Raw genomic sequence first — 14641 nt, 5'->3', positions numbered from 1 at the left:
TTTACCGGATCACCGACTCCAGCCACCTCATCATGGGTTTGAGACGGGAGAGGAATGTATCGCCATGAACCAGCAGCTTGAGCCTCGGGAAGGCATCCGGATTTTCCCTGAACGCGGTGACGACCTGGTCTCTCTGCGTTGAATCAAGCAAGCGCTGGTTGATGTCACAGAAATCCAGGGCCGCGATGGGGTGGAGGTCTCCGGTCAAAGGATCATCCAGAATTCCGAGCAGCAGGGAGAGCGCTGGAGACAGCCGACCCTTGTCGATCAGGCATTCCGCTTTCAACAGATTGATGTCCTGCCGGTACCTCCCGTCGGGAAACCGCTGCTCATGGACGGCCAGCATTCCCAGGATCTTTTCGGGATCGGATTTGTACCATGCCCCGCCAAGGCGGACGTGCTTGTAACCGCCCGGGATCGGAGCTTCAGGGAAAGCAAACGCTCCGATGGCCACCCTGCCACGGGATTGGCGTGCGACCATGCGGATGAGTCGCAGGGACGCGGCTTCCGCTTTCGGACTGTCCGGCCAGGTGTCGAGATATTCTTTCCAGCCAGCGATGGCGGCATTGGTTTTGTCATTATCCGTTTCATCAACAGATGCCTGGATGCTGGCCCGGTTGCGGAAATCGACGAAGCTCTTGAACGATGCGGGAAGTTGATGGCTGCGTTCGTCCCGGTAGTTGAGGAAATCCACCGCCGTGATGTCCGCCAGGGATGCCGCGGATATCAGATCGTCCAGTCTGTCCACCGAGGTGACGATGCCGAGGCTGTCGAGCGGGTTCATTTTTTTCCGCAGTTCGTTCTGACGAAGTTTTTCGGCGGACAGGAGATTCCGTATCTCCGGCATGGCCATCCCGGGGACCACCCTTGAAAGGGCTTTGTTCAAGACAGCGTTTTCCCTGACCCACTGGGCCTGTTCGTCTGATTCGGATAGTTTCGGCTTCGAGCTACCGGTTGCCAGAATGTCCAGGATCTCGTTCGTGGAATTCGAGGGGCTGTGGTCTCCGGGCATCCATCCACCCGGAATGGGTTGGAAATCGTATTTCACCGCTGACTTCGATCGGGTGAGTTGATTCAAGCGGTCCGCCAGATCGGCGGACAAACGGCTGTCGTCCCTTTCCAAGGCCCGGCTCAGCTGATACAGTGAGAACTCCGCACGGCGGAAGAGGCATTCGTTCGCCAGTTCGAGCGCCGCCCGGGCGACCGCCGGATCGGTGCTCTTGGCTGCTTCGAGCGCATGGGCCAGCGCATGGGTCGCTTCATCCCGTGAATCGAGCTCCTTGTTGACCGCCTCCTGGCCATATCCGAGCTGGATGCCGTTCTGGCGTCGGAGCAGCTCGCGCTTCTCTCTTTCATCGTCATGATAAACCGCTGCCTCCAGCGCCGGCATGGTGAGGTTCCCCCTGTGTTTCCACCAGTGGAGGGCGACGATCAAATGCAGCGCGGGTTTATCAATGTTCGATGCGGGGTCGTTCAACAGTTTCATCGCATCCTCAAGCGGTGCGATATCCTCCCGCCACTCCGCATCTTCGGGAAGTGTGGTGTCTGATGTTTGCGAATCCGGCTCATCGGATGGGGCCGGGTTCCAAGGGGACGCATACCTTCGGGCGGTCGGAAAGTCCCCGGCGGAGAGAGCGCGTGCGCGGATGACATTCCGAATGGTCGTCGCCGCGGGATGATCCTCGGGAAGCTGGGGAAGCGCGGTGGCAAGTTGATCCAAGGATGCGAACTGAAGGATGGTATCCGTCCATTGGGGATGATAGTAACCGGGGGACAGGCCGATATCGGAGTCCTCGGGATCGACTCCTGATTCCAGCAAACCCACCAGAGCCAGACCCGCCTGGCCGCTGTGAAATAGCGAAATGCTCCTGCGCTGCGGGAGTTCCTCTACCAACGGGCTTGATGGGAAATTCAGGTTCAACAGATCAAAGGCGGCCACCGCCTCCTTGTGCCTGCCGAGCCGCTGCAGGATGATGGCGCGCGCGTGCAACACTTCGTCGCGCGCGGTTTCGGCGGGAACCCGGTCGAGCAGTGCGAGGGCCTGGGCATGCTCGCCCGATCCGGACGCGGACCAGGCCAGGACGGTGAGCGTGGTTTGGTCCGTGGGATCGTTGCGGAGCAGCAGTTCCGAGCCCAGCTCCCGGAGGGCCGTGGCGACCCATTTTTGGGAGCGGAGGGTTCTCTTCTTCAGGAATTCGATGGTGTCCCGGTCAGCCGGTTCACCCCGGTCCAAACGGAGGTCCAGCATTTCGGCTGCGGCGGGATCGAGCGCGTGCTGGACAAACAACCGGGCCACAAGCGGGTGCCGGGCCACCGACTTCGCGTCGAAATCATGTTTGTCGCTGAGCCACTCGTCGGACATTTCCTTCTCATCGCGAGCGAACAACCTTTCGAAAATGGAATCGCATTCGCGCAATACCGAACCCAGGACCTCCCGTGTCTGCTGGCGTTCCAGGCGATCGAGCTGATGTTTCACGGCCAGGCCGAGGTCATCTCTTTCGAGAGCCACCGCTCCGAGCCAGCCGCAGGCATCGGAAGTAAAACGACCGGTCGGATGACCGGCGATGTATTCATTCAACAAGGTTTCCGATCGGTCCAGAGACTCCATCACCCCGTCACCTTGGAAAAGGTTTCCTGATTCGGAATCCGTCCGCCTCATTTCACGTGCCTGCATCAGGAAGCACAGGGCATGCATGAGACCGGCGGATTCGGCACGGGGGTGGTTTGGATGGCTTTCAACCACCGCCGCGAACAGCCGTCCGGCGGTCTGGTATTCGCGGCTCCGGTATTCGAACGCCGCCTGCTGCACCTGCCAATAGGGAAGTAGCGCCGGTGGGGAGGTGGCCAGCTCGCGGACGAATGATTCCCTTTTTAACAACAGATCGTTCCGATGGTTCTCACGCGCCTTGGCGTATTCCGCCTCATCCATATCCCACGGCTTCTGGCTTGGAAGCGGAGTGACGGACACCGACGGATTCCTGACACGCCAATCGAGGTAATGGGTTGAAACATCGAAGAGCGCCGGATCGGCGGCCAGCTCGCGGCATTCATGAAGCAGGTTCGCGGTGAGCCGTGAATAATCACCTCCACGATTGATCTCGATCAGGCGGTCGATCTCCGCCAGCCGTGCCGCCGTATCCATCGGCTTGAGGGTTTCGGGAAGCTTCAGGCAGGATTCCTCCATCGCTTTCCTGTCCGGGAGAAGGGGGGCCCCGGGTGATGATTCCGTGAACAAGTCCTCCCACCGTTTTGTCGCGAGACGCTCGGGGTATTCCGCGATGGGAGGTGGTGCCTGATAAAAAAACGGCCCGCAGGAGATAAGCAGAATCAATGAAAACGGAACGCTCGCACGCATGATGATGCGCTACCGCCGCGCCATGGGAAATCGAGCAAAATTCCTGAATATTATTCCTTTGGTTTCACCGTGCCTTCCATATCTGTTCCGGCGAGACTCCAGCGTAGGGAATGTCCATTGGTGAGGAGGGCCGCCGAGGTGATCGACCCGCCGCTTTCCAGTTTTGAAAAATGAAGGACAAGGTTGGAGGCGAGTTCCGGCGGGGCGTTACCGGGCACCGTCAGTCGGGCGAATTCCCCGGGTGGGCCGCTGCGGAATTTCCCCATGCCTTCCGCCTTCACTTCGAGCCGCCATCCTCCGGTAGTTGCATTCGGAGGAAGGTCGGACCCGCCCCGGTTGCTCAGGACGATGGCACCGCTTTTGTCAAAACAGACCTCCAACCGCGGTGCCGGATGTCCGGCGAGATGGCCCGCCGAGTAAGCCGCCCGCATTCCCGGACCGGGCAGCGCGAAATAGATCACTCCCATGGCCCCGGCGCGTTCGGCGGATGCCTGGAGCGATGCCAGCACCTCCGCGTCCGGCAGGCGATGGATCACTTTCGAACCCTCCGGTATTTCGGTTCCATCCAGCCGGCAATCCCTGTCGGCTTGATAGAGCGTCACCCCTTCGCCGAGTGGAGATGCTTTCAGGCTTTCATGGAAAAACAGACGGTCATGGGACCAGTTCCTCAAATGCCCGGCCAGCTTTCCGTCTTTGTCATAGAGAGTGACCCTTTCGAAGTTCGGCAGGCCCGCCTGCCAAGGCACCGGGCATGCCGACCATGCCTCGATGAGTTCCCGCGTTCTTTTGTCAGCCAGCGGTTGGAAACGATTCTCCCGGACCTCCCCGGGGGCATCGGCATACAGGTCGTAAAACATCGGAGCCATCGACCGGACGGAGCGGGCCAGTTTCAGGAAATCCGGGTGTTGTGGCCATGAGGCCAGGGCGGTGATGGAAATTTCCGCGGGAGCCACATGCTCGCCGAGTTCCCGCAGGAATTTCCCGTAGCGATCCAACAGGCGGACCGGGCAGTCTAAGTCGATCTGCAGTTCCTGATAGGTGGCCCCATCCGCCCATAAGGTGAAAAGCCGGCCGAGCGCCTTCGCGGCATCCGGGTTCTCCAAAAACGCGGTGTCGGGCTTGATGCGGAAAACAGGTATCACCGCGATCCCCTCGGGCCGGGGGAACGATTTGGAAATACGGACGGCATCCCATTTGCCATCCTTCCACCCACATTCCACAGCCTGCCAGCAGAGTCTTTTTGTTCCGGCATGATGGAGTTCGGAAAGCTCCTTTCCCGTCAACCGGCTGCTCCGATGCCAAACCCAGTAGGCCGGTGCCTCGAATGGAACGCGAGGCGGATTCGCGACCTGCCGTTTTCCGCAGGATCCTGTCGCCAGGAAGACACACGCGAGAATGGAATATCTGGAAAACATCGCTTCAACCGCCGGACTTGCCAGCGGATTCAAAATCACCTCCCGGGCGACGGAAAGTGAATTCCGGAGTGATTCAGGCAGGCCGCTCCGTCCGCTTCCAGATCGGAACGTCCAGCTTCAGCCGGTCGATCGAGTCCGCAAGAAATCGCAACGCCTCCGCCCGGTGTGAGCTGAGCACGCGGATGTGGAGCGATGCCTCGCCCACGGGAACCCAGCCGATGCGGTGGATGAAATGCACCGCGTCGCAGCCATGGATTTTCCCCAACTCCTCCAGATGTCTGGCAAGAACCTTGCGGGCCATCGTCTCGTAAGCTTCGTAAAAAAGTCCGGGCAGCGCGCGGTCACCCTCGATCTCGCGGACGAGGCCCTGGAAATCGACCACCGCGCCGATTTCCTTATTGGGAAGCGTGGTGTCCGGGACGACGATGGGATCGTGGGTGAAATGAATGTCGATGATCATGGAATCAACCTCCGGAAACGGGTGGAATGAAGGCGAGCTCGCGGGCGTCCCTCACCGGAGTGTCCCATGTCGTGAATTCGCAATCCAACGCGACACGGAGACTTCCGATGTCCACTTGTGGGGCGATCCGCCGGACAATGGTCAGCGGCGTGTCATCCGGATCACAGGAAACCTGCCGGCTGGTGAAGCCGAAGGCGTCGCTGGAACTGGCGAAAGCAAGTAAGGAAATCTCCATGAAAATAATCGTTGCGGGGGTGAAAGGAGTTTAACTATCCTTGATTGGATTGTCACTCTTAAGTTATTCTCGGGCGTTATGATTTCTCTGGAAGAAGCGCGTCAAAAGATCCTCTCCCACGTCGGGAACGCCGGCGTCATCGAGGTCGGTCTCGCCGACGCCTGGGGTGGTATCCTGGCCGAACAACTCGTCGCAGACGCCTACTATCCGACTGCGGATCGCTCGACGATGGACGGTTATGTGATCGGTGGCGATGAGGTACCCGGCACCTTCCATGTCATCGGAGAAATCCCGGCGGGCACATTTCCCGAGATTCCCTTGGGCAAGGGCGAAGCGCTGCGGATTTTCACCGGTGCCTTGATCCCGCAAGGTGGCGGACGTGTCGTCATGCAGGAAGATGTGACGCGGGATGGAGATCATGTCTCCATAAAGGCGTTTTCGGAAAACCGCTTCATCCGTGAAAAAGGGAGCGAGGCGGCGCCGGGTGATGTGGTGCTGGAGAAGGGCACGAAGCTCGGCGGTGCCGAACTGGCGATTCTCGCCCAGATCGGCGAGGTGAGGCCGAAGATTTTGAGAAAGCCCGTCGTCCGTCATATCGCCACCGGGAGCGAACTGGTCGCTCCCGACCAGATCCCCGGCCGGGGTGAGATCCGCGATACCAATTCAAACCTGCTTGCGGGTTTGTTCAAATCGCTGGGAGTGGAGATCTCCGACTCCCGGCGTGTCGCGGATGATCCGCAGGCCATTTCGGAAATCGCGGAGGGGGACTGGGACCTGCTGCTCATCTCAGGTGGTGCGAGTGTCGGTGACTATGACTTTGGTGCGGAGACCTTGAAGCGGCTTGGGTTCACCATTCATTTCGACAAGGTGAACCTCCGTCCGGGGAAACCGCTGATCTTCGCCACGCGGGGGAATCAGGTCGCGTTCGTGATTCCAGGAAATCCGATCTCGCATTTCGTCAGTTTCCACGTCGCCATCCGGCTGGCGGTGGAAAGACTGGCCGGACTGCCGTGCCATTGGAATTTCCTGCCGTTGGAAATCCGTGGCGGTGAGCCGCTGCGGCCTGATCCACGCGATTCATTCTGGGTGGCGCGGGTTTCGGTGGAGGACGGGAAACTGTTCGTCACGCCGAAAAGCTGGTCCACCTCGGGCAACACCTTCTCCCTTGCGGGAACGAACGCGCTGGTGCGGGTGAAATCCGGCGCACCAGCGGACGGCGTTGTGGAAACCCTGTTGCTGGACCTTCCCGAATCCATCGCATAGTTCTTCAATCCACCATGTCATCTCCTCAATTCTCACACCTCGACGCCCAGGGAACCGCCCGCATGGTCGATGTCGGGGCGAAGCCGGTCCAGCGCCGCACCGCCGTCGCCACCGGATTCATCGAATGTGCTCCCGCCACGGTGCTCGCACTGAGGGACCGTGCGCTGCCGAAGGGTGATGTGCTCACGGTCGCGCGCGTCGCGGCGATCCAGGCGGCGAAGATCACGGACAAGCTCATCCCGCTCTGCCACGGGCTTCCGCTGGACCGGGTGGATATCGATTTCGAAATCCAGGACCGGGGCGTCGCCATCCGCGCGACCTCCGTGGTCTCCGCGAAAACAGGGGTGGAGATGGAAGCGCTCACCGCCGTCTCGGTGGCCGCGTTGACCATCTACGACATGTGCAAGGCCGTGGACAAGGGTATGGTGATCGGATCGATCCAGGTGGTGGAAAAAATCAAGGAATGAAAGTAGCGCGATTGACACTCAGCGACCGGGCGAGCGCCGGCGTTTACGAAGACCGCAGCGGCCCGGAAATCGAGCGGGTGTTCGGCGGGAGCGGTACCGGCGACATCGAATGGGTGCGCGTCGTGATGCCGGACGAACGCCGGGAAATCGAAGACCTCCTGCGCCGGCTTTGTGATGAAGATGGCTGCGATCTCGTGCTGACCACCGGCGGCACCGGGCCGTCCCGGCGCGACGTGACGCCGGAAGCCACCAAGGCGGTCATCGAGCGGGAACTGCCGGGCTTCGGAGAGATCATGCGGAGCCGGAGCTTCGACAAGGTGCCGACGGCGATCCTGTCACGCTCCACCGCAGGCACGCGCGGCAGAAGCCTCATCGTGAACCTGCCGGGAAATCCGAAAGCCATCGGCGAATGCCTGCCGCTGGTCATTCCGGCCATCCGCGAGGCCCTGAAGCATCTGAACGAGTGACGGAGCGCTACCGGTGGTGGAGCCATCACCCGCCGATGGCGCTCATTTCGATCTTGCGCGGCTTCGGGCCTGCCGCGGTGCGGAGTTCCGAATAGCGGTCGCCACGGAGCTCCCAGGTCGCGCGGATGATTTCCGCGATCTCATGATCCGATGCTCCGGCACGCAGCGGCCCCCGCAGATCGGTGCCGTGCGACCCGAAGAGGCAGGTGTAGAGCCTGCCATCCGAGCTCAGGCGGGCGCGGTTGCAGTTCTTGCAAAATGGCTGCGTGACGCTGGCGATGATGCCGATCTCCCCACCGCGGGCGGTCCGGAATCGCCTCGCGACTTCGCCGATTTCGCGCGGAGGCAGTGGCGAAAGCGATCCATCCATTTCCAAACGTGCGGCGATCTCACTGGCGGGCACCACATCCTGCATGCGCCAGCCGTTGCTGTTGCCGACGTCCATGTACTCGATGAAACGCACGATGTGATCCGGTCCGGAAAACCGGTCCGCGAGTTGTTCGATGGCGTGTTCGTTGACGCCCCGGCGGATGACGCTGTTGATTTTCACCGGGGAGAATCCGGCGGCTACGGCGGCATCGATTCCTTCGACCACACGCGACACCGGCACGTCGGCGTCGTTCATCTTCATGAAGGTGGCGTCATCCAAGGCGTCGAGGCTGACGGAAACGCGATGCAGTCCTGCCGCATGGAGATCTCCGGCGAACCGCGCCAGCAGCGAGCCGTTCGTGGTCAATGCGAGTTCCACCTCCGGTGCGCGTCTTCTGAGCTGGCTGACGAGCTCCGGGACATTGCGACGCATCAGCGGCTCACCACCCGTCAGCCGGATCTTGCGGGTGCCAAGGGCGGAGAAGATGCCGACCAGGCGGGTGATTTCCTCGAAATCCAGCAGATCCCTGCGGTGCAGGTATTCATACCCCGGTCCGAAGACCTCGCGCGGCATGCAGTAGGTGCAGCGGAAGTTGCAACGGTCCGTCAGTGAAATCCGCAGATCCCTGAGCGGCCGGCGGAGACGATCCAACAGAACGGAACCGGCTGCGGATGCAACGGCACCACCAGGGGGAGGCATCGCTAAAACCATGGGTGGGTGGAGAAAAAGGATTCGCCGCAGCCCGGACTCCGGCTTTCCCGTAAGGGGCGGGAGGCGGAGCCCGGACTGCGGCAGTTGCGGAGGGGAGACTTGTCAGGACACGACCGCCGGGTGACGGACGATGGCGTCGAACTGGTAGCCGTTGGTATTGAATGGAGTCGTGACGGGTTGCACATTTCCCGCGCTGTCGGTCGCCCTTGCCTTGAGTCCGTAGCTGCCCGCCTTGGCATTCCACTGGACCTGCCACTCGACCCATCCCTGTGGATCATTTCCCCGGTTTTTCAATACCGCGCGCGTCCAGGTCGTGCCTTCGTCGAAGCTGACATCCACGCGCTTGATGGTGCCGTGTGCGGACCACGAGCGGCCGGTGATGAGTTTGAGACCCGCCGTGAAAGTCGCGGGGAAGGGAAGTTCGAAGGCGCTCTTGACCACCTGGCGGCCCAGCACTGGCGAGGATGGACCGAGCGGCCCGTAGCTGCCTCCGATGAAGGTGTATTGGGTGGTGTTGAAATAGTTGAAGAGCGCCTCTTCGGCGACGGTGATTTTTCCAAGCCACTTGATGTTCGCGATGCCGATCCAGCCCGGAACGAGCAATCGTGCGGGATATCCGTGATCCTGGGGCAATGTCTCGCCATTGAGCTTCGTCACCACCAGCACATCGTCATCCGTCGCCCGTTCGATGGGGAGCGGACGGCTGACGTGGGTGCCTGCGGCGGGGAAAACATCGTCCAGGCCTTCCGGGAGAATATCGACGGCGGTGTTTTTCAGGCCGGCGAGTTCCAGCAAGGTGGACAGACGGACGCCGGTCCAGGTGCCGACGCCGATCGCGCCAAGTCTCCACGCCGTTCCCGAGCCTGCGGTGCCCTGCTGGCTGCCGTAGAAACTGCGTCCGTTCCCCGCGCACTCGATGGCCCGCGTCTGGGTCACCTGTGGGAGCGCTTCGAGATCGGCGAGTGTGAAATTCCGTGGATTGGTGACGCCGGGTCCTTCAATGCGCAGACTCCATGTCGCGCCGTCGATGCGCGGCGTGGTGGTGTGGTTGCGGATGAAGAACAACGCCGCGGGGGTCACCTCACCCACGCCTTTCAGCGCCTCGAACCGGGTTTCACGGTTGGTGCTGAGGGTGATGAATTTGTCGTTCGGCGTCGGTTTGACGATGGGAGGCAGCGGCTCGGCCGCATATGCCCGGCCGGTGAAGGCAGCCGCCGACGCCAGACCGACAGAGGCACCGAAGAGTTTCTTGAGGATTTCGCGGCGCGACAGGCCGGTCTCCTGTTCCTGTTTCCGGACATAGCGTTCGAGGCGGTCCTGTTCGTAAGTCGCCTCGTCTCTCAGGGAAGGGTTCATTGGAATGGATGATTGGGTTGTTGATGGGAAATCAGTGGCGGCGCTTGCGGATGAAAAGCGCGGTCACGCCGATCAGTCCGAGAACGGAGGTCGCCGGCTCGGGAACGGCGGAGACCCGGACGCTGAGAGGAGCGGCGGCACCGCCCGCGCCGGTGTAGCGGAGTTCCTTGATGATGAAGAGATCCGTCCCGGCGGTCAGCGGATCGAAAGTAAAGCTGGCGGTGGCGCCATTCAGCAGGACCTGCAGGCCGGGAACTTCCGAGGAGGTGTTGTTGTCGAAGATGCTCGCCGCCACCCATTCCCAACCGGGAGTGACGATCTCCTGCTTCCAGTTGTCCACGGGGAAACCGCCTGGGGAAATTTGGACGAGTTCCTGGATGTTGAAGATATCGCCGGTGATCAGACTGGGGAATGCGGCCGGGAACGTCAGCTCCTGGGTCCACCAACCCACGGCGATGCCGGTGGTGACCTGGATCGGATCCGGAGCATCGGGATCCACGCTGAAATCCGCGAGGAACCACGCGCTGTAGTCCTCGCTGTACTCGTGGGTAGTGGTGGTGCTGCTGCCGGACACCGGGCCGAGACTGAGTGCCGCCGCATCGGCGGATGGGGCTTGGAGGGCAAGCAGAAGCGAGGGAAGGGCAAAAAGGCTACGACGGATGGAGAAATGGAGTGGGGTTGATTTCATGGTCCAAAATGCGGTTGCCGCAGGCTGAGAAGCCACGACGGGGGTGGGTTCCGGTTCGCATCGGGGATCGGAGAGCGGCCACGTGGCTCGTCAGTTCCGGTCGCTCGGGTCAGCGTCTCTCCACGTGGAGTCGGCTGGGCGGCCGAATAGCCGCGCACAGGTGATGGGTCGTCCCATTCAACTCGAACGGGACGACTCTACAAATCAGTAGAATATCAGCAAGAAATTTTTAGAATTAATTTGGGCAGTTTGGTAAACTTAAGTTTTACTTCGATCACCAAACCGCCCCGGAAGCCCGGCTCAGCCCACCAGGTCCATGATGGAGGTGCCTTCGATGCCATGGGCGTTGGCCACCGGAGGGCAGGTGAGTCCTCCATTCATGACATTGATGCCGCCGAGCAGTTCCTTCCGGGTCTGGCAGGCGCCGGTGAGACCTTTTTCGGCGATCATGAGCGTCCATGGATGGGTGACGTTGTTGAGTGCCTGGGTGGCGGTGCGGGAGTAGGCGCCCGGCATGTTCGCCACGCAGTAATGAAGCACCCCTTCCTCTTCGAAAGTGGGGTTGTCATGCGTCGTGGGACGGGTTGTTTCCGCGCAGCCACCCTGGTCCACGGCGATGTCCACGAAAACGCTGCCGCGCGGCATGAGCCGGAGCATTTCCCGGGTGATGAGTTTCGGTGCTTTCGCGCCGGGAACGAGGACCGCGCCGATGACGAGGTCCACCCGTGGCAGGAGGTCCGCCAGGTTCGCTTCGTTCGAATACACCGTGTGCGAACCCATCGTGATGTCGAGAAACCGCATGCGCTCGAAGTCCACCTCCAGAATGGTGACGTCCGCGCCGATGCCCGTGGCCACGCGTGCGGCATTCACCCCTGCGGTTCCACCGCCGAGGACGACCACCCGGCCCGGGGCCACTCCGGGAACGCCGCCGAGCAACGAGCCGCGGCCGCCGCAGTGTTTTGCCAGATGATATGAGCCGACGATGGCCGACATGCGTCCGGCGATCTCGCTCATCGGCTCCAGCAGGGGGAGGTGGCGGTTCACCTCGATGGTCTCGTAGGCGATGGCGGTGCAGCCGGACGCCATCAGGCTCTCCGTGAGTGTCTTGTTCGCGGCGAGGTGGAGGTAGGTGAACAGGATGTGCTGGGGTCCGAGCAGTGCGACTTCGGCAGGCTGCGGCTCCTTCACCTTCACAATCAGCTGGGCTTCCTGGAAAACCGCTTCCGGCGATTCCACGATTTCCGCACCTGCGGCGAGGTATTGTTCGTCGGAGTAACTCGCGCCCTCGCCCGCGCCGCGTTCGACGAGGATCCGGTGACCGCGTTTGGCGAGTTCCGCGACCGATCCGGGGACCATGCTGACGCGGTTTTCCTGTGCCTTGATTTCTTTCGGGATGCCTATGTTCATGTGATGGGAAGTGTGCGCGCCCTGTGCAAACCCCATGCCAACCACCGCCACGCGGCACAGCATGGATATGAAATCCACGAGGGCAGCGCGTTGACAGGCAGAGGTGTGACACATCATAATGGGCCATGCAGTTTTGTCGCGTGTTACTTGCTTCCGTTGCGGCCCTGCTGTCGTTCGGTTGCGCGGGCATGAATGATGGCCGGAACTGGCAGGCGGCGGTGGATCATCAGGTCGCGCAGCTTGGCTACCGCAACTGGATCGTCATCGCGGAGGCCTCGTTTCCCGCACACAACCGTGCCGGAATCCGCCAGGTGACCGCTTCCGCGGACGTGCCGGAAGTGGTGGATTATGTGCTGAAGACCCTCGAACAAACGGAGAATGTGAAGCCACAGGTCTACGTGGCCCGCGAACTGCGTTCGGTGGAAAACGACTTCGCGCCGGGCATCGACGATCTCCGCAAGCGCGAGCGGGATTCATTCCACGGCCACGAGCCCACGGAGCTGGACCACCAATCGCTGCTCACGCTGCTGGAGGATGCGAACCGCAGTTTCGACGTGCTCGTCATCCGCACTCCCACGGCGCTGCCCTACTCCTCGGTGTTTCTCGAACTCCAGCCCGGATACTGGGACGTCGATTCGGAAACGAGGTTGCGCGAGCGCATCGAACGCGAGCGGTTGGAAAAAATCGTGCGACCTTTCTAGGAACGTGCATTCTCTCCGCGTGAGCCGTAAAGACGAAGAACTCCGCCAAGAACGTGAAGCAGCCTGGGTCGGCGATGCCGTGCTAGCACTTTTCGCCCGCCAATTTGTCCTCCGTGAGCGAAACGCGATGGATGGTGAGTGGTTTACCCGATTGACTTCCAATGACTTCCTGAGCGCGTTCGGGAACCCTACCCGCGTGGAGGCATCCATCGGAAAACTCTACCTCGCCGGTGGCCTCGACGCCGCATTCACCTGGATGGACGCCGAACTGGTGCCCCTTTTCCGCAAGCAGATCGCGAAAAAAGGCTGATCGCGTTCAGGTCCACCCAATTCGATGGCCAAGGAAACACAGCGGTGGACATTGGAAAACTTGGTCGATTTCGAACAAGCGGTCGCTTCATCCACCCCAACAACCGGCGAGACCCGCCACGAGGTGCTGAAGGCCATAGGCGGGTCGGAGGGAGGAGCGGCGCGCCGTCTCGGCCTGCGCGTCTGGCTTGAAGCCGCCGGAACAAAATCCGCGGGAAGGAAATTCTCATCGGCGCTCTCGCTTGTGGGCGGAGGGCTGGGGCTGTTCATGTTGGTGACCGGGATCACCGCCGTAGCGGGACTGCTGGATCGTGACCGGGGCGGGATCAATGTGACGCTCTTTCTCGCGATCCTCATCGGTGGTCAATGGCTGGTGCTCCTGCTTGCCACACTGGCATGGCTGTTGCGGCGGAAAGCCGGGGATGGATTCAGCGCCATGCAGGCGCTGGTAGGGAAGGCGGTCCGCCGTTTCAGCGGGAATCGCGATGACACGTGGTGGCACCCGCTGATTGATAGCGGCGGCGCGCCGCGTGCCGCATTGCTCTGGAGATTCGCCAGGATGGTCCAAGGCGCGGGGATTTGTTTCAATCTCGGTATCATCCTCGGGCTGGCGGGTCTGGTTCTGGTCAGGCACGTGGATTTCTATTGGGAGAGCACCACCGAGTCCGCCATGCGCTCGATCTTGGAAAACGCGGTGAGGTTCCTGTCCTCGCCTTGGGCGGCATGGTCTCCGGATGCCGTGCCCGGCAGGGAGGTCATCGAGTCCTCGCGCTGGCGTCCGGGCCGGCATGTCTCGCTGCGGGTGGATGAATCCTGGTGGTTTTTCCTTCATCTGGTGGTGCTGGTGTGGGGTCTTCTGCCACGTGCGGTGCTCTGGTGCGTCGCCCATCGCGCGGGGAACAAGGCCCTCGGAAGTCTCGATTTCCAAGGCCGGCACCACCGGGCGTTGTGGCGGGAAATCACCGGCAGCGGTCGTGTGGAAACGGATGAAAAACCGCTCGATGGCGTGCTGGTGCTGGACGTGGGTGGCACAGGCCTGCCGGAATCCGAACTGCGGCCGTTTCTGCTGCAACGGCTGCGGGTCCACCCTGCGGCATGGCTGCCGGTCGCGGTGTTGGATTCGGGGAAAGAAGACGAGGCCGCAGGCGCGCTGGCAAAAGCGCCCGCGGGAGTCGTTCTGCTTGCGGAAGGTTGGTCGCTCGCCCCGCCACGCATGAACGCGCTGCATGCGAAGATCCGTTCCTGCACCCGTGCCGGGACTTCCATCAAGTTTCTCGTCGCGAACGCGGGCCCGGGGAATCAACCCGCCGCCGTGACCGCGCAAGAGCGGCAGGAGTGGGAGAGATATGTGGACTCCCTGCGCGACGCGGCGGCCGAAGTCTATTTTTACGAATCACGGGAGCTTGCCCCGATCCCCTCCGCCTGAGCGATCCCCGC

General features: G+C 61.6%; 14 protein-coding genes. 6 read left to right on the top strand and 8 right to left on the bottom strand.

The window, feature by feature from the left end:
• Window position 1 precedes the first annotated feature (1 nt).
• From JIN84_RS04035 to JIN84_RS04020, 4 genes are read right to left on the bottom strand one after another with little or no spacing between them, the layout of a single operon-like run.
• Entirely contained in the window at window positions 2-3355 is a 3354-nt protein-coding gene (locus JIN84_RS04035; RefSeq protein WP_200349721.1) for a hypothetical protein, read from the bottom strand.
• Between the two features lie 50 nt (window positions 3356-3405).
• Window positions 3406-4809 carry a DUF3142 domain-containing protein gene (locus JIN84_RS04030; RefSeq protein WP_200349720.1) on the bottom strand — a complete coding sequence of 468 codons (1404 nt, stop codon included), beginning with the start codon at window positions 4807-4809 and terminating at the stop codon, window positions 3406-3408.
• 34 nt (window positions 4810-4843) lie between these two features.
• Window positions 4844-5230, bottom strand: coding sequence for a molybdopterin synthase catalytic subunit (locus tag JIN84_RS04025; protein ID WP_200349719.1), 387 nt, complete (start codon window positions 5228-5230; stop codon window positions 4844-4846).
• 4 nt (window positions 5231-5234) lie between these two features.
• A complete protein-coding gene (locus tag JIN84_RS04020; protein WP_200349718.1) occupies window positions 5235-5465 on the bottom strand; it encodes a MoaD/ThiS family protein in 231 nt (76 codons plus the stop codon).
• 78 nt (window positions 5466-5543) lie between these two features.
• On the opposite strand from JIN84_RS04020, the gene JIN84_RS04015 reads away from it, so the two are divergent.
• The 3 genes from JIN84_RS04015 to mog are packed head-to-tail and all read left to right on the top strand — an operon-like array spanning window position 5544 to window position 7662.
• Window positions 5544-6728 carry a molybdopterin molybdotransferase MoeA gene (locus tag JIN84_RS04015; RefSeq protein WP_200349717.1) on the top strand — a complete coding sequence of 395 codons (1185 nt, stop codon included), beginning with the start codon at window positions 5544-5546 and terminating at the stop codon, window positions 6726-6728.
• Window positions 6729-6742: 14 nt separating this feature from the next.
• Complete coding sequence (gene moaC, locus JIN84_RS04010) at window positions 6743-7195, top strand: cyclic pyranopterin monophosphate synthase MoaC (RefSeq protein ID WP_200349716.1); 453 nt, start codon at window positions 6743-6745, stop codon at window positions 7193-7195.
• Window positions 7192-7662: a molybdopterin adenylyltransferase gene (mog, locus tag JIN84_RS04005; protein WP_200349715.1), complete on the top strand. Its 471-nt coding sequence runs from the start codon at window positions 7192-7194 to the stop codon at window positions 7660-7662. The genes moaC and mog overlap by 4 nt, the downstream gene beginning before the upstream one ends.
• A gap of 25 nt (window positions 7663-7687) precedes the next feature.
• Here mog and moaA read toward each other — a convergent pair whose 3' ends face one another.
• From moaA to ald, 4 genes are all read right to left on the bottom strand, one after another.
• Complete coding sequence (gene moaA, locus JIN84_RS04000) at window positions 7688-8743, bottom strand: GTP 3',8-cyclase MoaA (RefSeq protein WP_425602304.1); 1056 nt, start codon at window positions 8741-8743, stop codon at window positions 7688-7690.
• Window positions 8744-8845: 102 nt separating this feature from the next.
• Window positions 8846-10099 carry a sulfite oxidase gene (locus tag JIN84_RS03995; protein ID WP_200349713.1) on the bottom strand — a complete coding sequence of 418 codons (1254 nt, stop codon included), beginning with the start codon at window positions 10097-10099 and terminating at the stop codon, window positions 8846-8848.
• Between the two features lie 31 nt (window positions 10100-10130).
• Window positions 10131-10787: a PEP-CTERM sorting domain-containing protein gene (locus tag JIN84_RS03990; RefSeq protein ID WP_200349712.1), complete on the bottom strand. Its 657-nt coding sequence runs from the start codon at window positions 10785-10787 to the stop codon at window positions 10131-10133.
• 300 nt (window positions 10788-11087) lie between these two features.
• Window positions 11088-12194: an alanine dehydrogenase gene (ald, locus tag JIN84_RS03985; RefSeq protein WP_200349711.1), complete on the bottom strand. Its 1107-nt coding sequence runs from the start codon at window positions 12192-12194 to the stop codon at window positions 11088-11090.
• A 140-nt stretch (window positions 12195-12334) separates the two neighbouring features.
• On the opposite strand from ald, the gene JIN84_RS03980 reads away from it, so the two are divergent.
• Genes JIN84_RS03980 through JIN84_RS03970 form a run of 3 tightly spaced genes read left to right on the top strand, consistent with a single transcriptional unit; the run spans window position 12335 to window position 14630 of the window.
• The gene (locus tag JIN84_RS03980; protein ID WP_200349710.1) at window positions 12335-12895 is read left to right on the top strand and encodes an RbsD/FucU domain-containing protein; all 561 of its coding nucleotides are present in this window, start codon (window positions 12335-12337) and stop codon (window positions 12893-12895) included.
• A 19-nt stretch (window positions 12896-12914) separates the two neighbouring features.
• A complete protein-coding gene (locus JIN84_RS03975; RefSeq protein WP_200349709.1) occupies window positions 12915-13205 on the top strand; it encodes a ribonuclease III domain-containing protein in 291 nt (96 codons plus the stop codon).
• 24 nt (window positions 13206-13229) lie between these two features.
• A complete protein-coding gene (locus JIN84_RS03970; RefSeq protein WP_200349708.1) occupies window positions 13230-14630 on the top strand; it encodes a DUF2868 domain-containing protein in 1401 nt (466 codons plus the stop codon).
• The last annotated feature ends 11 nt before the right edge of the window (window positions 14631-14641 follow it).

It is taken from the genome of Luteolibacter yonseiensis, assembly GCF_016595465.1.
GTDB lineage: Bacteria > Verrucomicrobiota > Verrucomicrobiia > Verrucomicrobiales > Akkermansiaceae > Luteolibacter > Luteolibacter yonseiensis.
This window is presented reverse-complemented; position numbering and strand designations above follow the sequence as displayed.

Coding starts and splice junctions, on each gene's coding strand:
- JIN84_RS04035 (WP_200349721.1), bottom strand. CDS start 3,355: ATGCGTGCGAGCGTTCCGTTTTCATTGATTCTGCTTATCTCCTGCGGG.
- JIN84_RS04025 (WP_200349719.1), bottom strand. CDS start 5,230: ATGATCATCGACATTCATTTCACCCACGATCCCATCGTCGTCCCGGAC.
- JIN84_RS04020 (WP_200349718.1), bottom strand. CDS start 5,465: ATGGAGATTTCCTTACTTGCTTTCGCCAGTTCCAGCGACGCCTTCGGC.
- JIN84_RS04015 (WP_200349717.1), top strand. CDS start 5,544: ATGATTTCTCTGGAAGAAGCGCGTCAAAAGATCCTCTCCCACGTCGGG.
- moaC (WP_200349716.1), top strand. CDS start 6,743: ATGTCATCTCCTCAATTCTCACACCTCGACGCCCAGGGAACCGCCCGC.
- mog (WP_200349715.1), top strand. CDS start 7,192: ATGAAAGTAGCGCGATTGACACTCAGCGACCGGGCGAGCGCCGGCGTT.
- moaA (WP_425602304.1), bottom strand. CDS start 8,743: ATGGTTTTAGCGATGCCTCCCCCTGGTGGTGCCGTTGCATCCGCAGCC.
- JIN84_RS03995 (WP_200349713.1), bottom strand. CDS start 10,099: ATGAACCCTTCCCTGAGAGACGAGGCGACTTACGAACAGGACCGCCTC.
- JIN84_RS03990 (WP_200349712.1), bottom strand. CDS start 10,787: ATGAAATCAACCCCACTCCATTTCTCCATCCGTCGTAGCCTTTTTGCC.
- ald (WP_200349711.1), bottom strand. CDS start 12,194: ATGAACATAGGCATCCCGAAAGAAATCAAGGCACAGGAAAACCGCGTC.
- JIN84_RS03970 (WP_200349708.1), top strand. CDS start 13,230: ATGGCCAAGGAAACACAGCGGTGGACATTGGAAAACTTGGTCGATTTC.